We start from the raw sequence: 22,808 nt of genomic DNA on the forward strand, positions 1-22,808 counted from the left end.
TGGCTACTTCGCCATAAAATACGCGTTTTTACATCCACTGAGTATAAGCCGCGCCTAAAATTAAACTCATACCGGAGGCAAATGCAATCCAAAAATGAGTACGGAATGAGCTGATGATCACCATAAATTCGCCGACAAATCCGGCCGTACCAGGAAGCCCCACATTAGACATGACAAATACCATGTAAAGTGCGGCAAATACCGGCATTTTTAACGCCACCCCGCCATAGTCTTTAATTAAGCGTGTGTGTAAACGATCGTAAAGCACGCCCACACCTAAGAACATCGCGCCAGAACTAAAGGCATGCGATAGCATTTGCACCATACCGCCTTCTAAACTTAAAAAAGCATCGTGGTAATTATGGGTAATGCGAACAATTTCATACACCATAAAACAACCTAAAGTGGCAATTCCCATGTGCGAAATGGAGGAATAAGCAATTAAACGTTTCATGTCGGTTTGGACGATGGCAACAAAACCAATATAAACAATTGCCACCAGCGATAACGCAATCATAAACCACGCTAAATGACCGCAAGCATCTGGCACAATGGGCAAACTAAAACGTAAAAATCCGTAGACACCCATTTTTAACATTAATGCCGCTAAAATCACTGAACCTCCGGCGGGCGCTTCGGTGTGAGCATCGGGCAACCAGGTGTGAACTGGCCACATTGGCACTTTCACGGCGAATGCTAAGAAAAAGGCAATAAATATCCACATCTGTGCCGGCAAGGATAATGGGAGTGGATAAAAATCCGCAATTTTGAAACTGTCGGCTTTGACGTGTAAATAAAGGAGTGCGACCAGCATTAATGCCGAGCCTAAAAAAGTATATAAGAAAAATTTAATCGAAGCATAAGTACGATTACTACCGCCCCACACCCCGATACAAATATACATTGGGATTAAAATACCTTCCCAAAAGACATAAAATAACATGGCATCGGTTGAGGCGAAAATTCCCACCATCATGCCTTGCATTAATAAAAAAGCGGCTAAATACTGCGCGACTTTGTGTTTAATGGTGCTTAAGCTTGCTAGCACTACGACGAGTGTGGTGTAAGTGGCGAGAATCACAAAAGGCATAGAAATACCATCCACACCTAAATCGTAGTTGATCCCAAATTGTTTGATCCACTCCATATGTTCAACAAATTGCATTTGTGGTGTGTGATAATCAAAATTAAAAAATAATGGCACACATAACACTAAACTTGCCGTGGAAATCACGATAGCAATAATCCGCGCGGCATCGGCATTGCGATCGTCACCGGTCATTAAAATAATTGCTGCACCAATGATCGGTAACCAAATTAATACACTTAAAACGGGAAAATTGTATAACATTCTGTTTCCTTTACGCGCCTAATACTAACCAACACAAGAAAAATAATAATCCAATCACCATGACAAAAGCATAATGATATAAATAACCGGATTGCAAACGTCGAATCATTGACGATAAACGATTGACTAAACGTCCTGATCCATTCACAAAAAAACCATCGATAAAAATTAAATCGGAAACTTTATAAAAAAAGCTCCCCAACCGGCGAGAACCTCGTACAAAAATAACGTCGTTAAAATAATCAAAACCGTATTTATTGATTAATATTAAATAAATTATTTCCATTTTACGCGCAACTTTCGTTGGCAATTGCGGATATTGATGATAAAAAATCCAGGCAACCAAGATACCCGCCATTGCAAACCAAAAAGGCAAGGTCATTACAGCATGAGTTATCATGCCGACAATTCCCGGATAATCCGCTGACATCGCGCCTAAGACATCGTATTGTTTGGCAACTAAAATGGATGAGCCTAATAGCGAATTGGGATCGTAAAGAATATGATAATTTAATAGTGCGCCTAAAAAAATCGAAGGAATGGCTAAAATGACTAGAGGTAACCATACCGTCCATGGTGATTCGTGCAAGTGATCACGCGTGTGATGATCTATTCTTTCTTCGCCGTGAAAAGTCATGAAAAAAGCACGGAAGGTGTAAAGTGCAGTAACAAACGATCCGATGACAACACAAATATAAGCGTAATGACTTCCATAAAGTTCCGCATGTCCCACCGCTTCAATAATCGCATCTTTGGAATAAAATCCTGAAAAAGGTGGAATTGCTGCTAGCGATAAACTGCCAATTAAAAACGTGAGATAGGTGATCGGCATATATTTATAAAGACCGCCCATATTACGCATATCTTGATCATGGTGCATGCCGATAATAACCGAGCCGGCACCTAAAAATAATAATGCTTTAAAACAAGCATGAGTTGCTAAATGAAAAATACTGGCAGCAAATGCTGATGCGCCTAATCCTGCCACCATGTAGCCTAATTGCGACAGGGTGGAGTAGGCAACTACTCGTTTAATATCATTTTGTACAAGACCTAAAATTCCCAAAAATAATGCGCCGGTTGCACCAATGATCATGATGGTACTTAAGGCCACGGGTGATAATTCGAATAACGGGGATAAACGTGCAACCATATAAATACCCGCTGTTACCATGGTAGCCGCGTGAATTAATGCTGAAATGGGTGTGGGGCCTTCCATGGATTCCGGCAACCAAATGTGTAAAGGTATTTGTGCCGATTTACCCATTGCACCAATAAATAATAGTAAACAAATCGCACTCATCACTTGCCAGTGCATGAAGGGGAATACCGTAATTAATTCGTGAGTTTGCGTTAGTGCTGGTGCATCTGCAAAAACAGTCGCATAATCTAATGTACCAAAATGCGTTAATACTGCACCCAGTCCTAAAATAAATCCAAAATCGCCTACACGATTGACTAAAAACGCTTTTAAGCTGCCCTGCACGGCCGATTCTTTTTTAAACCAAAATCCAATTAATAAATAGGAAACTAAACCAACACCTTCCCAGCCAAAAAATAATACTAAGAAATTATTTCCGAGCACTAGACATAACATGGCAAACGTAAAAGCTGAAATATAACTAAAAAAACGTTGGTAGCCCGGATCGTCTTGCATGTAACCAATACTATAAATATGAACTAAGAATGAAACAAATAAGACAACGAGTAGCATCAATGTGGATAAACGATCCACTAAAAATCCTATACTAAAATCAAAACTACCACTATTCACCCAGGTGTATAATGTCCAGGATTGGGCTGCCTGATTATCGATAAAAATTAATTTCGCGACATAGAGCGCCAACGCAAACGCCACACCTACTCCTAAAATGGTGATGCGATGCGCACCTTCGCGACCAATTTTATGGCCTAAAATTCCTGCAATTAAACTGCCTGCCATGGGCAGCAAAACGATTAATACTATAATAGTGTGTAGTTGGTCCACGGTTTATCCTTTTAATTGATCCAGCATTTCAACATCAATTGAACCACGATTACGGAAAATCAGCATTAAAATCGCAAGACCAATGGCTGCTTCCGCTGCGGCAACAGTTAAAATAAAAAATACAAATACTTCACCCGCCGTGTTATGCAAAAAATGCGAAAAGGCGACAAAATTTAAATTCACGGCTAATAAATTTAATTCAATACACATCAGTAACGTGATGACATTTTTACGATTAATCGCAATCCCTGCCATGCTAATGCCAAAGATAATCGCAGCAACAATTAAATAATACGTTAGCGGTATCATATCCAATGGCTCCTGTTATTCATTGTCTGATTTTGGTGATTTGGGTTCGCTTACGATATTCACTAAACGCACGCGATCAGCGCGGCGAATTTTAACTTGCTCATGCACCCGTTGACCTTTGCTATTGGGACGACGTCCGCGAAACGCCAAACTAATCGCAGAAATCATAGCGACCAACAATAATACACCGGCTAATTCAAATGCATAAAGATAATCGGTGAATAATAAATTACCCACGGCGGCAACGTTATTGTCGTCCACTGTAGCGATTTGCGAAGTTTGAATGAAATGAAAATGTTGGGGGGATAATGCCCAAATCATCACGCCAACTAAAATTGACATGATTAAAATTCCTAAGGGTAAGTATCGGACAAAACCTTGCTGTTGAGGAACAATATCAATATCCAACATCATAACCACAAATAAAAATAAGGTCATGACTGCGCCGACGTAAACCAAGACTAAAATTAAGCCTAAAAAGGCAGCATGTAATAAAATCCATAGGACGGCAGATGCCACAAACGTTAATACTAAACACAATACACCACGCACGGGATTTCGTGAGGTGACCACCAATAAACTCGAAATAATGGCAATAGTAGCAAATACAAAAAATACGATGTGTTGAATGAGAAAATTCATGTCCATGTTAACGATACCTGCTGTCTTCGGTTCTATCTTTAGCAATTAATTTTTCATAACGATCGCCCATTGCTAGCAATTGGGTTTTAGTCATAATATTTTGCCCGCGATGTTCGATGTGATAATGCGAAAGACTGGTTTCAACAATTGAATCTACCGGGCACGATTCTTCACAAAATCCACAAAAAATACATTTAAATAAATCGATATCGTAACGCGTGGTACGACGCGAACCATCGGCACGTGGCTCAGATTCAATGGTAATTGCTAATGCAGGACACACGGCTTCGCATAATTTACAAGCGATACAGCGCTCTTCACCATTAGGATAGCGACGCAACGCATGCAGTCCACGAAAACGCGGAGACGCTGGTGTTTTTTCTTCGGGAAATTGAATAGTAATTTTGCGCGCCCAAAAGTAACGTCCAGTTAAACGCAATCCTTTCACTAATTCCCATAATAAAAATGTATTAAAAAAACGTCTAATGAATTTCATGATGCCATCCCTCAGCCAAACCAAGGCGGTAATTTAAATTGAATAAATAAGGCTAAGACAATAATCCACACGATGGTAACGGGGATTAATACTTTCCAACCTAAACGCATGATTTGATCGTAACGATAGCGCGGAAACGTCGCACGAAACCATAAAAGCGCATACATAAAAAATCCGGTTTTAATAAAGAGCCAGATTATTCCTGGAATATAGTGATCAATCAACTTTAAACTAGCAATACCTTGCAAAGGTGATAACCAACCACCTAAGAAAAATAAACTGATTAAAGTAGAAATCAAAATCATATTAGCGTATTCCGCTAAAAAGAAAATAGCGAAGGTCATGCCGGAATATTCCACATGAAATCCCGCCACAATTTCTGACTCCCCTTCAGCCACATCGAAGGGTGCGCGATTCGTTTCGGCAACCCCAGAAATCCAATAGACTAAAAATAAGGGAAACAGTGGAATAAAATACCAATGCGCAATTCCACCGCTTTGCGCACGCACGATATCGCTTAAGTTAGTACTGCCAGCTGCCATTAACACCCCGACTAACGCAAAACCCATTGCAATTTCATAAGAAACCGTTTGTGCGGCTGCACGCAATGAACCTAATAAAGCATAGCGAGAATTCGATGCCCAGCCCGCAATTAAAATACCGTAAACTCCAATCGATGCAATGGCAAACACATACAAAACACCAGCATTAATATTGGATAAGACTAAGCACTCTGAAAATGGAATCACTGCCCAAGCAGCCAACGCTGGCACAATACTGAGAACTGGCGCAATAATAAATAGATAGCGATTGGATTTAGCTGGAATAACAACTTCTTTAAAAATAAGTTTTACGGCATCGGCAATGGGTTGTAATAAACCACGAAAACCCACACGGTTTGGCCCCAAACGAATTTGGATATAACCAATAACTTTACGTTCTAATAACGTATAATACGCCACCACGCCGAGTAATGGCAAAATAATCGCTAAAATTTTTAAAATAATCCAAATAAATCCTAATATTGGTTCCCACATATGATTATTCGCCTACTGTTTTAATTTCCACGGTTGCAAATGCATCGCCCAACTTCGCAGTTTGATTAAAACCGCCTGCAATATACGCGCAATGATTCGGCACACGTTCATCGAGATATAATAAAAGTTCCACACTGTGTTGCTGTTGTTTCACTTGTACCTTTTGACCTGGCGTTAAGTGATATTGATTGATGCTAGCTTGGTTCATATACACTCCCACCATTTCATTGGCAGCGCAATCTTGCAGCGCGCTGGCACGACGAACTAAACTGTCCACGCGATACATTGGCCATTGAGTAATACGAGTGAGTTCATTATTTTTAACGGTATGCGTAATTTTTTCTACCGGAAAAATATCGTGATGCTGAGGTTGATAGTGTTGATAAAGTTTTTGCAATTCATCGCGAATTTCCGTGGAATCGTTATAATCAAATCCGGCAATTTCGCATAAATTTCCTAAGACACGTAATACTTTCCAGCCAGGTCGCGCATCACCTTTCGGAGAAACCGCACCATTAAAGCTTTGCCATATTCCTTCAGCATTAATAAATGTGCCAGAAGTTTCTGTAAATGAGGCAATAGGTAATAGCACATCAGCATGCGCATTCACCACACCACCTTTAAAAGGTGTTAAAGCAATCACTAAATCTGCCGCTTTTAATGCGCTGGTAGCGGCTTGCGGATTCACACAATCTAATTCTGGTTCGACATTAAATAAAATATAGGCTTTTAATTGTTGTAAAAACATATCGCGTAGGGTTAAACCTTGTTTGGCTAACGGTGTTGCTACCGCTCCACGATGAGGCACACATCCGGCGATCCATGCACCTGCTGTGTTTGCACCTTGGGTTAACCAACCTATTTTACTGTCGGTTAAAGCCGCAATGTGTTGTGCTAATGCATAAATATCCGCCATCTGTGGATGCATGTAAGCTAAGGCGCCTAAGACAATTACACTTTGAGAGTGATCGCGTAATGCTTCCGCTATCTCTCGATGTGCGTCGGTGATATCAATCCCGCGTAATTGATCGCTAAAATGCGAATCACTATTGACACCGGCCTTTTCTAACAAAACACGCAATATCGCCGCTAAATTTGCTACCATTAAATCTGGATGAACAATTAAGCGCTGCGTTTGAGGGAAATTAAAGCTAAAATCGAGTGGATTAATACTCGCAATTTTCGCGTCGTTTAGCGCTGCTTTACGCAATTTAATATTAGCCACAGGTTGTTCGCGCTGAATGTCTGAGCCAATTAATAACGCGCTTTCAATGTTTTCTAGATCAGCGATCGCAAATGTTAAGCCTGGAAATAATGGCGTGCGATCTTGATCGCGAAAATCACTTTGACGTAAACGATGATCGATGTGATAACTTCCTAAACCGCGTAATAATTTTTGAAATAAAAATAATTCTTCGGTAGTTGCACTCGGAGAAATAATGCCACCGATTTGAGAAGCACTATGATGCGCAGAAATTTTCCCTAAACGCTCTGCTGTAAATTTTAAGGCTTCTACCCACTCTACTTCTTGCCATTGCCCATCGCGTTTGATCATCGGTTTTAATAAGCGTTCATCGCTATTTAAACCTTCATAACTAAATCGATCGCGATCGGATAACCATACTTCGTTAATCGCTTCATGTTCTTTGGGCACCACTCGCATCACTTCACCGCGTCTGGCGTGAATATGGAGGTGTGAGCCTAAACAATCGTGAGGTGCAATTCCATCGAATTGTTGTAATTCCCAGGCGCGTGCACGAAAGCGAAAAGGTTTTGAGGTTAAGGCACCCACTGGACACACATCGATAATATTGCCAGAAATTTCTGACGTTAAACTGTGTTTAATATACGTGCCAATTTGAGTATATTCACCGCGACCAGTGGCCCCTAATTCGCGAATACCTGCCACTTCTTCGCCAAAACGCACGCAACGGGTGCAATGAATGCAACGAGTCATTTCGGTAGCGATTAATGATCCTAAATCTTCATCGTCGAAAGAACGTTTACCTTCATTATAACGAGATACGGATTTTCCATAGCCGAGAGCAACGTCTTGCAATTCGCATTGTCCGCCTTGATCGCAAATCGGGCAATCGAGAGGATGATTAATCAGTAAAAATTCCATCACCGCTTTTTGTGCTTCTAGTGCGCGATCGGAGTGCGTATAAACTTTCATATCGGGCGTAACAGGTGTCGCGCATGCGGGCAAGGCTTTCGGCGCTTTTTCCACTTCGACTAAACACATGCGACAATTAGCCGCAATCGATAATTTTTTATGATAACAAAAACGCGGAATATGAATTCCCGCATCATCAGCGGCTTCGATGATCATCGAACCTTCTTCGACTTCAATTTTTTTGCCATCAATTTCGATATTGATCATTGTTGAATCCTTTTACCCTATATAAACCCCATTAATGTGCATGATTGCCTACCATGCATTTTTTATGGGTGATGTGATATTCAAATTCGTCGTAAAAATGTTTTAACATACCACCGACAGGCCATGCTGCCGCTTCGCCTAACGCACAAATCGTGCGACCTTCAATATTTTTGGCAACAGTGCGTAAGCGCTCTAAATCGTCGGGTTGACCTAAGCCATGTTCGATACGATGAACCATGCGCTCAATCCAGCCAGTCCCTTCGCGACAAGGGGTGCATTGCCCACACGATTCATTAGAATAAAATTCAGAAATTGAGCAAAGAGCTTTTACCATACATGTGGTTTCATCCATAATAATAACAGCGCCCGATCCTAGGTTTGATCCGGCTTTGCTGACGCTATCGTAGTCCATATTAAGATTGAGCATGACATTACCGGGCAATACTGGCATAGAGGTTCCACCTGGAATGACCGCTTTTAATTGATTACCATTACGCACGCCACCAGCCATTTCTAAGAGTTCACGAAAAGGTGTGCCCAATGGCACTTCATAATTTCCTGGACGATTAACATGTCCCGTGACACTGAATAAACGACTGCCGCCGCCATCTGGACGACCCAGTTCTAAAAACCATTTCGCGCCTTTTTCTAAAATCACTGGAACAGAGGCAATACTTTCGGTGTTGTTGATGGTGGTGGGTTTGCCATAAACCCCATAATTAGCGGGGAACGGCGGTTTAAATCGCGGATATCCTTTGCGCCCTTCGATGGAATTCATCAAAGAAGTTTCTTCACCACAAATATACGCACCAGCACCTAATAAATTATGAATTTCTAAATTAAACCCAGAATTTAAAATATTTTTTCCAATTAATCCGGCATCACGGGCTTGTTGCAAAGCTTGCTCTACTCGCGTAAAAGGTTCCCAGTATTCTCCACGAATATAATTAAAACAGACATCTGCACCAATACAATAACACGCGATCATAATGCCTTCGAGCAATTGATGAGGATTATAGCGTAAAATATCACGATCTTTGCAAGTGCCTGGTTCACCTTCATCGGAGTTAACCACTAAATATTTTTGTCCTGGCGTTTTTGGTGACATGAAGCTCCATTTTAATCCGGTGGGAAATCCAGCGCCACCTCGACCCCGCAAATTGGCGGTTTTTAATTCTTGAATTATATCATCGCGCGATGTTTGCTCGCTTAAAATTTTGCGGATCATTTTATATCCACCAGCACTTTCATAGGTGGCGATGTCCCACGGACGTTCTAAATGTATTGTGCGAAAGCAAACTTCGTTAGCCATTCTTTACCCCAATTCTTTGAGAATTTGATCGAGTTTTTCATTGCTTAAATGTTCGTAATAATCACGCCCAATATAACAAGCTGGCGCATTAACACACGCACCTAAACATTCCACTTTTTTTAAAGTGAATTTGCCATCTTGCGTGGTTTCACCGACTTTAATATTTAAGGTTTGTTCGACGTGTTCGATTAATTTTTCACTGCCATTTAACTGACAAGAAATACTATTACAAATATTAATTTTATATTTTCCAACCGGTTTTAAATCATACATACTATAAAAAGTGGCCACTTCAAATGCTGCAATTTTTGGCATGTCTAAATAATCGGCTACCGCACAAATTAATTCTTCGGAAAGCCATTGTTTTTCATCTTGGACAATTCGCAAGGCTTGCAAAGAAGCTGATTGTTTTTGATCGGGAGGAAATTTTGCAATCCAATGATCAATTTCCGCAATACGCTCGGCACTAATCAACTGGGTTAATTGTTTTTCTGACATGGTATCTCCTAAATTACCGATCAATTTCGCCAAAGACGATATCTTGGCTAGATAAAATTGCTACCACATCGGCGAGCATGTGACCGCGCGACATTTCATCAAGACCACTTAAATGCGGAAATCCTGGCGCACGAATTTTGAGACGATACGGTTTATTCGCGCCATCGGAAATTAAATAAATACCGAATTCACCTTTAGGATGTTCGACCGCGGCATAGGCTTCGCCCAAAGGCACACAATAACCTTCTGTAAATAATTTAAAATGATGAATTTGCGATTCCATATCGTTTTTCATGTCGACGCGATGGGGAGGAATAATTTTATGTTCGCTTAAAATCACAGGGCCAGGATTAGCGCGTAGCCATTCGACACATTGACGAATAATCTGATTAGATTGACGCAACTCTTCAATGCGAACTAAGTAACGATCGTAGCAATCGCCATTTACGCCAACCGGGATGGCAAAATCCAAACGATCATAAATTTCATAGGGCTGTTTTTTGCGTAAATCCCACTCTACTCCACTACCCCGCAACATAGGACCTGTGAATCCCAGTGCTATGGCACGTTCAGGGGAAACCACACCAATACCCACGGTGCGTTGTTTCCAAATACGATTATCGGTTAGCAACGTTTCATATTCATCGACACAGTTGGGAAAACGTTCAGTGAAGTCCCAAATAAAATCCAGTAATGAGCCTCCACGATTTTCATTTAATTTTTTTACATCTTTTTCATTGCGCCAGGGTGATGCTTGATATTGGGGCATGCTATCAGGTAAATCGCGATAAACACCACCAGGACGATAATAGGTGGCATGCATGCGTGCGCCACTTACGGCTTCGTAACAGTCGAGTAAATCTTCGCGTTCACGAAACGCATATAAGAATACGGTCATTGCGCCAATATCTAAACCATGCGCTCCGAGCCATAATAAGTGATTTAAAATACGGGTGATTTCATCGAACATCACTCTGATGTATTGTGCACGGATGGGCACTTCAATGCCTAATAATTTTTCGATGGCTAATACATAAGCGTGTTCATTGCACATCATGGAGACGTAATCGAGTCTATCCATGTAACCAATACTTTGATTAAAGGGTTTACTTTCCGCTAATTTTTCTGTAGCACGATGCAAAAGACCAATGTGTGGATCGGCACGTTGCACCGTTTCGCCATCCAGTTCTAACACTAAGCGCAAAACACCGTGCGCGGAGGGATGTTGAGGCCCAAAATTTAAGGTGTAATTTCGTATGTCAGCCATGCGCTTTTTCCTGTTTACGCTCTGCTTCAGTTTTTAAATAGCGGTTATCATCGCGAATCACTTTGGGTACTAAGACTCGCGGTTCAATATCGACTTTTTCATAAATCACTCGACCTTCGTGGGCATCATAGCGCACTTCCACGTGACCGCTTAAGGGAAAATCTTTGCGAAATGGATGACCAATAAACCCGTAATCCGTCAAAATGCGTCGCAAATCGGGGTGATCGATAAAATAAATACCGTACAAATCGAATGCTTCGCGTTCGAACCAATTAGCCGCCGCCCAGATATCCACCACCGATGGCACACTCATTTCCGACTCATCGATAAATACGCGTACGCGTAATCGCCAATTATGAGTGAGTGATAACAGATGATATACCACGGCAAATCGGGGTTTGCTCCATTCATGAATGCGCTCTGCAGGTATTTGTTCTACCCCGCGATCAAATCCTGTGGCCGTGGCTCTATCGGTTTGCCAATGTGCTAAGCCGTAATGAGCATAATCCACGCCGCACACATCGATTAATTGTGCAAAATCAAATTCTGGCTGATCGCGCAATTGTAGAAAAAGGCTATGACTATTTTCTTTCGCGACTTCAATAGTAATTTCTTGATGCTGGTATTCTAATGATTGCAATTTATGGGCAAACTGATTTTGCAGTGCAGATAATAATCTGTGAATATCGGCCATGCTATTTTTTCCCTTCACGAATAAAATTATTAGTACGCCGAATTTTATTTTGTAATTGGATAATGCCGTATAGCAATGCTTCTGCCGTCGGCGGGCAACCTGGAACATAAATATCGACCGGCACAATGCGATCGCAACCACGCACTACCGAATACGAATAATGATAATAGCCACCACCGTTAGCACATGATCCCATGGAAATGACCCAACGCGGTTCTGGCATTTGATCGTAAACTTGGCGTAACGCGGGTGCCATTTTATTACATAATGTTCCCGCAACGATCATGACATCGGACTGTCTGGGACTGGGACGAAACATAATGCCAAAACGATCCAAATCATAGCGCGAAGCGCCAGCATGCATCATTTCCACCGCACAACAAGCTAAACCAAAAGTCATTGGCCACATCGAACCCGTGCGTGCCCAATTAATGAGTTTATTCAGCGATGTGGTGACAAAGCCTTGCGATGTGGTTTGCTCTGCTACTCCCATTCCAACGCCCCTTTTTTCCATTCATAGATAAAGCCGAGTAATAATAAAAAAAGAAAAAATCCCATGGCAATAAGTCCTGGCCAGCCAATTTTACGCATAACCACCGCCCAGGGAACAAAAAAAGCAGTTTCTAAATCGAACAAAATAAATAAGATAGCAACCAAATAAAAACGCACATCAAAAGGAATACGTGCATCGTTGAAGGCACTAAACCCGCATTCGTAGGGGGCTAGTTTTTCTGCGTAGGGTTTTTTCGGGCCTAAAATGCTGCCCGCAATGATTGGCACAATGCCAATTGCTGTTGCTACGCCAATAAAGAGTAATATTGGCCAAAATTCTTGTAGCATGATTTCCCCCATAAAATAATGCTAAACACCCCGCCTTATGGCAGGCACCAAGTATAAGAAAAAAAACAACAAAGTTCTAGGAGATTTTTATTTATTTACAGGATTGTCCAGAACGCGAAAGATATCTGCGGCAATTTTCGTAAATATCAATTGTTGTTTAGGTTTTACACTATACGCCAAGGTAAGATAAATATTATGACTAGGGTTATAGGCAAAAAATGATTCATATCCCGGTGTGCCACCAGCATGCACCCAGGTGTAACCTACCTGTTTAAAGTAAACTAATCCCATGCCAGCACCGGCGCCTAATTCAACAAAAACTTGTGTGTTCGCTAATGCAGGGGTTGTCGTTAATATTTTAGGATCAATGGGTTTTGCAGTAACCTCGGAAATCACTTGTGTCATCATCGATAATGACTGTGAATTAATGATTTTTTTATTAAAGAGTAATTGTAACCACTGATTCAATGCTCGTGGCGTTGCAATCAGAGCACCTGCGGATTGATTATAAGACATACTCACCGCTGTCACATCCGTATTATACGGAAAAGTACCATCGCGATTATATCCGTGCGCAATAAACTTTTTAACCGCGGGTGGGTAAGTGATAGGGGTATAAATAATTTGGGTGAGAGAATACTGTTTTAAATATTCATCAAAAATAGTTTGAAGCGAGTTTCCTGTGATTTTTTCAATAATTAATCCTAATAAAATATAATCGGTATTGGTATAGTGATAACTTTTTCCAGGTGCTGAAATAGACGGTAAAGAATAGGCAAGATCCGCAATTTTTTGCAATGTCCAAATTTGATGAGGATACTTTCTTAACTCTGCATCAAATGCTGTTCCATGAGTATAATTTGCGATGCCACTGGTGTGACGCAATAAATCGAGAACCGTAATTTTTTTCCACCGTGGATAGTGTGGCAACCATTTTTCTAAAGTGTCATTTAACTGCAGTTGATGTTTTTCGATTAATTGAAAAACAATAGTTGCGGTAAAAGTTTTGGTGATACTACCAATTTGAAATAAAGTGCGAGTAGAAATTTTTTTCTGTTGACTCAACGTATAATAACCACTCACGCAATTAATATTTAATTTTTCTCGCGGCACGCTTAAACTGATTGATAACGCAGGGAGTGAATACAACTGTTGATTTTTATTAACGATGTCTTGGATTTGCCGGGTCAGAATTAGAAGTTGAGTTGATTGAGAAAAAGCTAAAGGTGATAAGAGTAAGACGACTATACACCCCACGATTGATTTGAACATTAATGACTTCCTGTCTGCTAAGCGTTGCCAGCATTTTAATAAGACCCTCCTGATATTTTCAATCATTATCTTGCAGTTTTAGGGGAAAATAAGATAGACTTTCGGTCTTTTACGACCAACGCCGAAGTAGCTCAGTCGGTAGAGCAACTGATTCGTAATCAGTAGGTCGGAGGTTCGATTCCTCTCTTCGGCACCAAGAAAATGCCATATAATCAAAAAGTTAATTTATTTTTATAAATACAATGCTTTATTCAGCGTATAATATTAATTTTTTATAACGTTACTTGCGTTACCTTCATTTCAGGTGTAAAAAAGCTGCATTAACGGCCAATGCTGATACAGGTTAAACTTGTTAATTTGATTAGCATATACTTAATTTACTACTTCCCCTACGACTATTCCCGTAGGACGCAGGGCATCTTCGGAGGCCCTTGCTTTTTGGGGGTTTGGAAAACATATTAAAACTTACCATTATTTACGTCGATGGCTTCAATTTGTATTATGGCTGCTTAAGAAAAACATCATTTAAATGGTTAGATTTGAAAGGTCTTTTTGAGAAACTGTTAGATCCCGCACTCAACACCATCACCAAAATAAAATATTATACAGCGACTATTTCTAGTCGAGAAAATAATAACGATTCGCGGCTAAGACAAAAATATTATTTACAAGCGCTCCAAGAATATATTCCTGAAATCGAAATTTACTATGGTCATTATTTAACGCATGAAGTTACAGCAAGAGTTGTTAATCCAAAGCCTGGAACACCACCTTTGTAATGAATTAACCATCATTAATATTCACTATAAGCAATCATCGCATCAAGCTCAGGTTGATAGTGTTTATTTTTACCAGCTTTTTGCGAGGTAACTAACTTATCTTGACTGAGTTTGACTAATACTTTCGAAATATAATTAGCCGTTTTATTCATGGCTTGCGCGAGTTGTGTAACCGTCGCATTTTTTTCATTAACTAACGTAATCAGCACTTGCTCTTCTGCGGCGGTTAATTGATATTTAGAAAGCCTTGCTTGCGCTAGCTTTTTTACCATCGGTTTCGCAATATCAAGCGTTAGTCTATCAGTCAAATCACCTAAATGTAATCTCGATATCAATCGTCTTAATAATCCAAAGATATAACGTAATCGCCCCTCAGTAATATCGTATAAATAATTAAAAACGGCCATGTCGATTGGTGTTGGGATATTTTCGTTCTCTCGAAAATGTTCAACGCGTTTGTTAATCAGCGCACCAAATTCCTTTTTAGTGAGCGGCGCGATTTCCGCTTCATGACTCACGATATCATCTAAACGATCGACTGCTTGCGCAATAAAACGACGCAATCCAACATCGCCGACTAACAGCCAACTCACACAATCTGTTTGAATATAATCACGCAACGCATTAAACAAATAACGCAGATGATCTTCGTCGTGAATAGTACCCACATCAAGATTGTTTAATTGAATGAGAATGCCATAACGATAGCCTAATGTTAAAACCAAAGAGGCCAAATCTTGCAAATGATGACCAAGCACCCCGGAAGGCACCAGCGTCGGTTGTGTCGTTCCTTGTGATTTGCCATAACTGCCACCAACCCCAAAAGCCGAAATACCGAATGAACGATTTGCTTCGGAGATCCGTGACGATAGCGCTTTCGCTTTCTTAAAACGTGGATCTTGGGTAATTTTTTCGGGATGGAATAATTCAATTTCTCTAACGATGTTCGCGATGATCACCGCCAATAACGTTTCCAGTGACCAGGCGGCATCCACGCGGATCTCTTCTTGGGGCGTAAAATATTCTTTGTTACTTTGCGAGGTAAAGCGTAAATAGTTAGCGAATGAAGTTGTGCCTACACCTCGAGCACCTTCAATCACGATCAACACATTTTTTTCTTGAAGCGCGTCCGAGCATAATGCCAATTCCTCGGCATGCCCGACATAAAGGTCCAGGTTCTTCTGATGGATAGGCTCGGTGCTAAAGGGATTTTCCTTAAAGCCTAATGACTCCCATTTCATGCTATTTTCCTCGTTTAATAACGCTCGACTACACTACACCAAAATTAGTCGAGTGACAATATTTAGTGTAATGATAATATTTAGTCGAGCTTGGTCGAGTATTCAAAATAGAGGAGAAGTTATCCTAAGCATGGTTATATACCGCTCGCCAATAAAGATACGGGATAAAAAGATGGCGAGCGGTATATCTTTTTATTGATGAGAAGGTTATATTTCTAAATATTTTTTGATCGTGGTCTAGACAATGGGGTCATTTAAAGTGATAAAAATGACGCGGTGTTTATGAGTGAGCAATTAGGCGATCGCACGGTTAAAATTCGCCAACGTTCATTTCAACAAGGGAGCAAAGTATTTCGATACACTATCAAAAACGCCCGTTGATGTTCTATCAAGAGATTATGGATATTCAGGATCAGTTAATCGTGAAAATTCAGGCGCAACCTAAAGCAAATTAAATAATCAATTATATAAATAATTATCATCTTATTAAAACCTCAGATTTTTTTATTTTTATTTTATCTGTATCGTAATCATTGTCTTTTAATAGCTTAACTATTTCACTTTTTGCAACATTAAAGTCATTTTTACAACCCACAATTATTTCACTAATAAAATTTGAAGTTTCAAATTTAGAGGTTTCAATGTAACGGATTATGTCACAGTAAGGATTTTGTGGATCTTTGCACCTGGTCAGCACAGAGATATTTTTATTTAATGGCGATTTATCCATTGTCAATACAGAAAATCTCCATTCTTTTTCAAATGAATAGAATCGATATTTAATAAATTGAGATGAAATCACTAATTGAGTTATCAGAGAGTTGGCTAGAATTTGTAATTCCTCTTCAATATGCATTGTATCAAAAAATGATTTGACCTTGTGATAAAGTTTGCGGTGATATTTCTCAACCTTTTTATCATCATATATAACTTCTTTTAGCTGGAAGCTAAGTTTATCTGAAATTTCTCGTGAATTTGTTGGTAGCGAAAATTTAAACCCTATGGAAAACCCCTTTCCTTGTCGACCATACTCTCTCCAAGCTGGTAGAAATTCACCATCCGCCATAAAGCATGCTAAAAACACATTAAATTTATCTTTAATTTCGCTTTTTAAGGCATTTTCTTCTATAATTTCTTGAACCTTGTTAGTATATTTTAAAAAATTGCAATCATTATCCGTTTCTTTTACAAATGAAAAAAACTTATCAATTGCGTATTTATATTCAGCCGGATCATTCATTTGGCAAAATTCAGTCATCCAAATTTTTTTGCTTTCAATAATTCCTTTTAAAGCACTATAATCAGTATATTGATAAAGGGTAATTGGAGGTTTAATGTGATCCGGCAAATGTTTATTAGTTATTTCTAATAACTCTTTCATATATAATTCCGTCATAATCTCCCCCAAACTTAAATTAAAGATCTGATCGAGCCAATTATCCGTCCAGCAGATTAATTACATTCCCAAACCCATGCTGTTGCAAGATCTGCGCGCCATCATGCTATTAAAACCCTGACGTAACCTATTATTATTCTGCATTTAATAATTTTTTGATCATATTCGGTTTCTTCGCAATACACGTTAAATAGGCAAGACTTGTTGTATCAGGTAATCGTTTTTTTCTTTCCCAGTTACGTAGTGTTTCTAAATTAATGTGGAATTGTTCGGAAAATTGTTTTTGAGTAAGATTTAGATTTTTTCGAAGTTTAGAGATATCAATAGCGCCACGTACTAGCGTGCCATTTTCTTTACTGGCTAAAGCATCTTCAATAGCATCAATAATTTGTATTCCTAAACTAGCTTTACTCATCGTCTAACTCCTCTAAATATTTTTCTACTAATTGCGGTATTAATTTTTTCAATTTATTTTTTTCAGCAGCAGAAATGTTTTCTTGATCACCTTTGAGATATAAGGTTATTAAAATAATAATAATTTCTCTTTCATAGAGATAAAGGATCCTTGATCCACCACGTTTACCTTTACCAGAACAGCCAGTTTTCCACCGTAGCTTCCGAACTCCACCAGTTCCTGGGATTAAATCTCCTGCTTTCGGGTTAGCCAACAGAAAATCAAATAACTTTTCTCTTGCATCATGAGTTATTGATTTTTGAGCTAATTTATCAAAAGCAGGCGTAGTTTTGATATATAGGATTCTCATCACTTATTGTAGGCCATTGGCCTACCATATACAAGCGTTCACACTTTTTTTATGGTTAATTTACCCAAGATAAATACCCACCCTGCAAATTAATCACATGCTCAAACCCATGCTGTTGCAAGATCCGCGCTGCCATCATGCTACGACCACCTACTTTACAATACACCACAATTTTATCGTCTTTGTTCAATTCATCTAAACGCGATTCCAATTCACCTAATGGAATTAACAAACCACCAATATTCCCCGCTACATTTTCTTCGGGTTGGCGCACGTCTAGTAACGTAAATTTATCGTTATTTTCCATCATGCATTTTAATTCGTTAACATCGATTTCTTGAATCATGGTTTCTCCGCAGATAGTTAAATGGTGATGAGCTAAGTGTTCGTAGTTTATTTTTTGCTGGCATAGAATACAAGCTGGATCATAAATTAATTTATTAAGTGCTACACAGCCACGAAAAACCAAAGTTTCTTTGATATGCCGATCGTTATATAAATCTACTAAATCTCTACAGTAAGTGAAGTCTCGTCCCGTATTTTCTGAGCTGTTTGATGTAAGATTATAGATTGATATGATTATCATGATTATAAAATTACAAATAGTGTAATTATGAGAACCTAATAAATCGATTTTAAGTATAACACAAACGAAACATTCAAATTATGGTTCTGTCGCAAACATTAAATTTTGCTAAAAAATCCTGCGAACGGATTTACCCTGGACAAAGCTCTGCTACCAAAACGTAAAACAGTTCAAAAAAGCAGAGTTTTTTGCATTAACATGCTGTCCTTTTTTCAACCTGTGCCACAATTCAATAGCCGCAATCGTTGCTTCTGCTTGTTTTGAAGATGGGAATTTTTCAGCGCTAAGGCGCATTTTATAGTGGGCATTTAAATAGCTTGTCGCAATTAACCCTCCCTCATTTCTAATTCCAATAATTTCTTCTTACGCTGAGGCGTACCCGCATAACCGCCTAAGTCTCCCGAAGCTCGGATCACACGATGGCAAGGAATAATAATGCTAATAGGATTTTTACCATTGGCTGAACCGACAGCGCGACACGCTTGTGGTTGCTTAATGAATTGAGCAAGTTGTTGATAGCTGCGTGTTTCACCATAAGGAATTGTCAGCAACGCTTGCCAGACTTTTTCTTGAAAGGCTGTGCCTATTGGGGCAAGTGGTAATTGAAAAATCATTCGTTTTCCTTGAAAATATTCTATTAATTGTTTCTTAGCTTTTTGTAATATCGGTGAAGCATTGTCATGATCCACTTGTTGCGTAGTCCAGTCGCAATAAATTAATTTTCCTGCTGCTTCTTTTATTTCTAGTTTTCCTAAGGGTGAATCTATAATGATTTTGTTGGTATGGGTTGTCGTCATGATTTCACTCCGTATTTATAAAGGTAACTGGCAAGATAACCTCGCCAAGGAGAAATTATTTTTGTCGCACTCGTTTGAATAATCTTATTTAAGTAAACATCGCCTTCAGGAAAGGCATCGGTATCACCGATTGCGCGCAGTGCTACGTATTCGGCGGTCCATTTACCGATGCCGCGAATCTTCATTAATTTTTCTTTGAATAGTTGAGGATCTTGATAATTAGAAAAATGAATGTCACCTGATAGCACTTGCTGGGATAATTCTCTTATCGCTTCTTTCTTAATCGCTGGAATTTTCAATGCCGTTAGTGATGCTTTGGCAAGAATTTCCGCTGTGGGAAACAAATGAATTTCAGTTTGAGTCAATGGATTCAACTTACGGTCACCGTATGATTCAATTAAGGTTTGCGTGAGTCGTGTGGCTTGTTTGATAGAAATCAATTGTCCCAAAATAGCGGTGATAGCGAGTTCAAACCGATCCCAACAGCGCACCAAGCGTGTGCCATGCCCATTACGATAAATTTTCTTCACATCCCCATGGGTTTGAAAAGCATTGCTGACATGAACTGGATCTAACGATACATCAAACATTTCTTTGATACGACTTAAAACGACATCAATTGCATTCATATCCTCCGTTTTTATTCGAAGAATTAATTGATGAGATTGAGCTTTATTAGTGACGGATACTCTGCCAAATTTTTCATTCAAGAAAAAAATTCGGGTATAGGTGTCGTGGTCAAATTGCTCTAACTCACCGATGCGATGTTTTTCATAGTAATGAAGGCAACCTTCCCAATCCAACGGTGGACGATACGCTATCCTCAATTCAATGTCTTCCTGATGAGATGGGGAGCTTCTGTGTTTACGTAATTCACTGGGCGTACGCGAGAAACGTTGTTTGAAAGCATCATTAAAACGGCGAATGGAATTAAAACCACTACTCAAAGCAATATCAGTAATAGGAAGATGAGTTTCAACAATTAATTTCCGCGCCAAATTCAAACGTTGTGTTTGCGCAATTTGTTTGAATGTTTTACCCGTTTCTTGCTGAAATAAGCGTCTTAAATGACGCGCGGTCAAACCAAACTTTTCGGCAAATTGATCTTCATTGAAATTCATCATTGACCCGTCATTAAGGGCACGGATCGCTCGTTTAACCACGGAAGAAGTACCATGCCATAGCGGCGAATCTGGCGCACATTCAGGTCGACAACGCAGACAAGGGCGAAAGCCTGCTTTTTCGGCCTGCAAGGCTGAAGCAAAAAATACAATATTTTCACGCTTAGGTTTGGCCGGGCATATCGGGCGACAATAAATGCCAGTGGTTTTGACACCCATGAAAAATTTCCCATCAAATTTGGGATCGCGCGTCAAAAAAGCCTGGTAATAACTATCAAATTGCTGTGCGTTCATGAGCGCTAGTGTAACAGAAAAGACTCGGCGTGATAGCCATTTTCGGACATTATCGTTTTAAGCGATTTTGTTTAGAGAAAATTTGATGAAAGGGAAAATTGATCTTGGAAGATGTAACTGTTGCGATATCAAATAATTTTTGACCTGGCAAACTAACACCATAATCCTGTGATTGAGAAAAAAATAATGGCGGAAATCCATGACGATATTTTCTATAATCGCTCACTGCCTTGCCACAATCAATTGATTGATTATCACTAGTACTTTTTGGGTTTAATGTTTTATACAACACGTATTGCCGTAAATTCAAGGCAAAAAACGAATTAGACATCGGTGTCTGCTGAGACGATCTAGCAGTTCCACGCAAACCATTTAAGTATTAATTAATACTTCATTCGGTCGAAGCTGATTAAGAAACTTTTCACAAGGCATGCAAAGCACATTTTTTTGCTGAATATATTCATTACCTCGATACAATAATACTGCTTTGGCTTCTGGGTAATCAGTCAAAAATATTTCTAAAGAATTAGTATCTGCCGGGTGAACTCGTTGTGAATTCTTTACTTCAATTGCCCATAACCCTTTTGGGCCATAAACCACAAAGTCAACTTCAACACCAGAGCGTGTTCGCCAAAAATAAATAGTGTGTTTTTCGCTGCTATAGTCATTCCATGCACGTAAATGTTGCGCAACCAGTCCTTCTAGCGCCATACCCTCAACTTCATCGACTTTATCAAATGGCCCTCTCGGCCTTAACGTTTGAAAAACTCCACTATCGAATAAATAGAATTTGGGATGAGCACTTAACGCACGCTGCGCACGTTTGGAAAAAACAGATATTTGAAATGCCAGTAAAAGTTCTTCTAAAATATTAATATAATTTTCTACTGTTTTGCGTTTTACTTCGCACTCACGCGCAATATTGGTCACATTTAATAGTGAGCCATGAGAGAAACTTATTGCTTCTAAAAATCGTGAAAAGCTTTCTAAATTACGCACCAATCCTTCGGCTTGAATTTCCTCGCGTAAATAAAGATGGATATAGCCTTGCAAGGTATCAATAGGATTTTTCGCTTGAAATACTAGGGCGTGTTGACAATTCTACTCTGCTGGCCGTATCTCGTTGATTTTTTGTGCTCCGCTGCTCATTTACTTCGTGTAAACTGCGCGCTAGTGCTCAAAAATCAACAAGCTACGTCTCAGCATAGCGAATTGTCAACACGCCCTAATGGCAACAATCCATTTTTTAATGCTGCCGACAAAGAAAAATGTGTGCCTAGTTCACTTGCCATAAATGGATGCAATGTCCGCCACGCTGCACGACCACCAAGAAGATCAGCTCCCGTCTGTTTGAGTTTCCGTGCACTTGAACCTGTTAAAATAAATTTAATACCACGCTTTTCTTCAATTAAGCTATGAACGACTGTTAATAAAGCCGGTACTTTTTGAATTTCATCGATGACGACTGTTGATAGATTTGGTGTTGCTTCTATCACCGCTAAAAGACGCTCAGGATAAGAAAAATATTGCCGAAAAACATCTGGCATTAATAAGTCTATCCATAAAGCATCTTGGTATTGTGCTTTTAATAGCGTGGATTTGCCTGTACCACGAGGACCGAACAGAAAAAAACTTTGATCAGATTCATTCAGTAAACGTTTGATTATTAATGACATAGCATCTGCAATATGGCATCACAAATGCCAATTTGAGACTCATTTTGGCATTTGTAATGCCACTTT

The 22,808-nt window shown here is 39.5% G+C and carries 24 protein-coding genes, 1 tRNA gene and 1 pseudogene; 2 read left to right on the top strand and 24 right to left on the bottom strand.

The genetic code is table 11. The features are described 5' to 3' along the window. Positions 1–28 precede the first annotated feature (28 nt). The 14 genes from KIT27_07865 to KIT27_07930 all read right to left on the bottom strand — a co-directional run bounded on the left by KIT27_07865 (position 29) and on the right by KIT27_07930 (position 14,088). Positions 29–1,351, bottom strand: coding sequence for an NADH-quinone oxidoreductase subunit M (locus KIT27_07865; protein ID MCW5589562.1), 1,323 nt, complete (start codon positions 1,349–1,351; stop codon positions 29–31). Positions 1,352–1,361: 10 nt separating this feature from the next. Then, on the bottom strand, positions 1,362–3,320 hold the full coding sequence (gene nuoL / locus KIT27_07870; GenBank protein MCW5589563.1) for an NADH-quinone oxidoreductase subunit L: 1,959 nt from the start codon (positions 3,318–3,320) through the stop codon (positions 1,362–1,364). Between the two features lie 21 nt (positions 3,321–3,341). Next, positions 3,342–3,644 carry an NADH-quinone oxidoreductase subunit NuoK gene (gene nuoK, locus KIT27_07875; GenBank protein ID MCW5589564.1) on the bottom strand — a complete coding sequence of 101 codons (303 nt, stop codon included), beginning with the start codon at positions 3,642–3,644 and terminating at the stop codon, positions 3,342–3,344. Between the two features lie 18 nt (positions 3,645–3,662). Further along, entirely contained in the window at positions 3,663–4,289 is a 627-nt protein-coding gene (locus tag KIT27_07880) for an NADH-quinone oxidoreductase subunit J (protein ID MCW5589565.1), read from the bottom strand. 7 nt (positions 4,290–4,296) lie between these two features. After that, positions 4,297–4,785, bottom strand: coding sequence for an NADH-quinone oxidoreductase subunit NuoI (gene nuoI / locus KIT27_07885; protein MCW5589566.1), 489 nt, complete (start codon positions 4,783–4,785; stop codon positions 4,297–4,299). An 11-nt stretch (positions 4,786–4,796) separates the two neighbouring features. Next, a complete protein-coding gene (nuoH, locus tag KIT27_07890; protein MCW5589567.1) occupies positions 4,797–5,822 on the bottom strand; it encodes an NADH-quinone oxidoreductase subunit NuoH in 1,026 nt (341 codons plus the stop codon). A 4-nt stretch (positions 5,823–5,826) separates the two neighbouring features. Beyond that, positions 5,827–8,205: an NADH-quinone oxidoreductase subunit NuoG gene (gene nuoG, locus KIT27_07895; GenBank protein ID MCW5589568.1), complete on the bottom strand. Its 2,379-nt coding sequence runs from the start codon at positions 8,203–8,205 to the stop codon at positions 5,827–5,829. 31 nt (positions 8,206–8,236) lie between these two features. Beyond that, complete coding sequence (gene nuoF / locus KIT27_07900; protein MCW5589569.1) at positions 8,237–9,517, bottom strand: NADH-quinone oxidoreductase subunit NuoF; 1,281 nt, start codon at positions 9,515–9,517, stop codon at positions 8,237–8,239. Between the two features lie 3 nt (positions 9,518–9,520). Further along, positions 9,521–10,015 carry an NADH-quinone oxidoreductase subunit NuoE gene (gene nuoE / locus KIT27_07905; protein ID MCW5589570.1) on the bottom strand — a complete coding sequence of 165 codons (495 nt, stop codon included), beginning with the start codon at positions 10,013–10,015 and terminating at the stop codon, positions 9,521–9,523. 13 nt (positions 10,016–10,028) lie between these two features. Continuing rightward, entirely contained in the window at positions 10,029–11,282 is a 1,254-nt protein-coding gene (locus KIT27_07910; GenBank protein ID MCW5589571.1) for an NADH-quinone oxidoreductase subunit D, read from the bottom strand. After that, positions 11,275–11,976, bottom strand: coding sequence for an NADH-quinone oxidoreductase subunit C (locus KIT27_07915; protein MCW5589572.1), 702 nt, complete (start codon positions 11,974–11,976; stop codon positions 11,275–11,277). Before KIT27_07915 ends, KIT27_07910 begins: the two co-directional genes overlap by 8 nt. Position 11,977: 1 nt before the next feature. Next, positions 11,978–12,469, bottom strand: a complete 492-nt coding sequence (locus KIT27_07920; GenBank protein ID MCW5589573.1) for an NADH-quinone oxidoreductase subunit B — start codon at positions 12,467–12,469, stop codon at positions 11,978–11,980. Continuing rightward, a complete protein-coding gene (ndhC, locus tag KIT27_07925) occupies positions 12,460–12,816 on the bottom strand; it encodes an NADH-quinone oxidoreductase subunit A (protein MCW5589574.1) in 357 nt (118 codons plus the stop codon). Before ndhC ends, KIT27_07920 begins: the two co-directional genes overlap by 10 nt. An 87-nt stretch (positions 12,817–12,903) precedes the next feature. Continuing rightward, on the bottom strand, positions 12,904–14,088 hold the full coding sequence (locus tag KIT27_07930; GenBank protein MCW5589575.1) for a beta-lactamase family protein: 1,185 nt from the start codon (positions 14,086–14,088) through the stop codon (positions 12,904–12,906). A gap of 120 nt (positions 14,089–14,208) precedes the next feature. Between KIT27_07930 and KIT27_07935 the strand changes: the two genes are divergently transcribed. Next, positions 14,209–14,284, top strand: a tRNA-Thr gene (locus tag KIT27_07935). 259 nt (positions 14,285–14,543) lie between these two features. Next, positions 14,544–14,849 (top strand): annotated as a pseudogene (locus KIT27_07940) (NYN domain-containing protein). Between the two features lie 32 nt (positions 14,850–14,881). Here the strand turns inward: KIT27_07940 and KIT27_07945 are convergent. The 10 genes from KIT27_07945 to KIT27_07990 form a co-directional block, all read right to left on the bottom strand. Beyond that, a complete protein-coding gene (locus KIT27_07945) occupies positions 14,882–16,108 on the bottom strand; it encodes a hypothetical protein (protein ID MCW5589576.1) in 1,227 nt (408 codons plus the stop codon). A 478-nt stretch (positions 16,109–16,586) separates the two neighbouring features. Further along, positions 16,587–17,489 (bottom strand): DUF2971 domain-containing protein, encoded by a 903-nt coding sequence (locus KIT27_07950; GenBank protein MCW5589577.1) that lies wholly within the window; start codon positions 17,487–17,489, stop codon positions 16,587–16,589. Between the two features lie 148 nt (positions 17,490–17,637). After that, on the bottom strand, positions 17,638–17,919 hold the full coding sequence (locus KIT27_07955; GenBank protein ID MCW5589578.1) for a helix-turn-helix domain-containing protein: 282 nt from the start codon (positions 17,917–17,919) through the stop codon (positions 17,638–17,640). Then, positions 17,912–18,271, bottom strand: a complete 360-nt coding sequence (locus KIT27_07960; GenBank protein MCW5589579.1) for a type II toxin-antitoxin system RelE/ParE family toxin — start codon at positions 18,269–18,271, stop codon at positions 17,912–17,914. The genes KIT27_07955 and KIT27_07960 overlap by 8 nt, the downstream gene beginning before the upstream one ends. Before the next feature lie 52 nt (positions 18,272–18,323). Continuing rightward, positions 18,324–18,854 (bottom strand): rhodanese-like domain-containing protein, encoded by a 531-nt coding sequence (locus KIT27_07965; protein MCW5589580.1) that lies wholly within the window; start codon positions 18,852–18,854, stop codon positions 18,324–18,326. A 326-nt stretch (positions 18,855–19,180) separates the two neighbouring features. Beyond that, a complete protein-coding gene (locus KIT27_07970; GenBank protein MCW5589581.1) occupies positions 19,181–19,651 on the bottom strand; it encodes a methylated-DNA--[protein]-cysteine S-methyltransferase in 471 nt (156 codons plus the stop codon). Continuing rightward, positions 19,648–21,066 carry a DNA-3-methyladenine glycosylase 2 family protein gene (locus KIT27_07975; protein MCW5589582.1) on the bottom strand — a complete coding sequence of 473 codons (1,419 nt, stop codon included), beginning with the start codon at positions 21,064–21,066 and terminating at the stop codon, positions 19,648–19,650. Before KIT27_07975 ends, KIT27_07970 begins: the two co-directional genes overlap by 4 nt. Positions 21,067–21,115: 49 nt before the next feature. Further along, a complete protein-coding gene (locus tag KIT27_07980; GenBank protein MCW5589583.1) occupies positions 21,116–21,397 on the bottom strand; it encodes a hypothetical protein in 282 nt (93 codons plus the stop codon). A 41-nt stretch (positions 21,398–21,438) separates the two neighbouring features. Then, a complete protein-coding gene (locus KIT27_07985) occupies positions 21,439–22,119 on the bottom strand; it encodes a DUF4143 domain-containing protein (GenBank protein MCW5589584.1) in 681 nt (226 codons plus the stop codon). 146 nt (positions 22,120–22,265) lie between these two features. Beyond that, positions 22,266–22,742, bottom strand: coding sequence for an AAA family ATPase (locus KIT27_07990; GenBank protein ID MCW5589585.1), 477 nt, complete (start codon positions 22,740–22,742; stop codon positions 22,266–22,268). Positions 22,743–22,808 lie beyond the last annotated feature (66 nt).

The sequence above is a fragment of the Legionellales bacterium genome, from assembly GCA_026125385.1.
Classification (GTDB): Bacteria; Pseudomonadota; Gammaproteobacteria; order JAHCLG01; family JAHCLG01; genus JAHCLG01.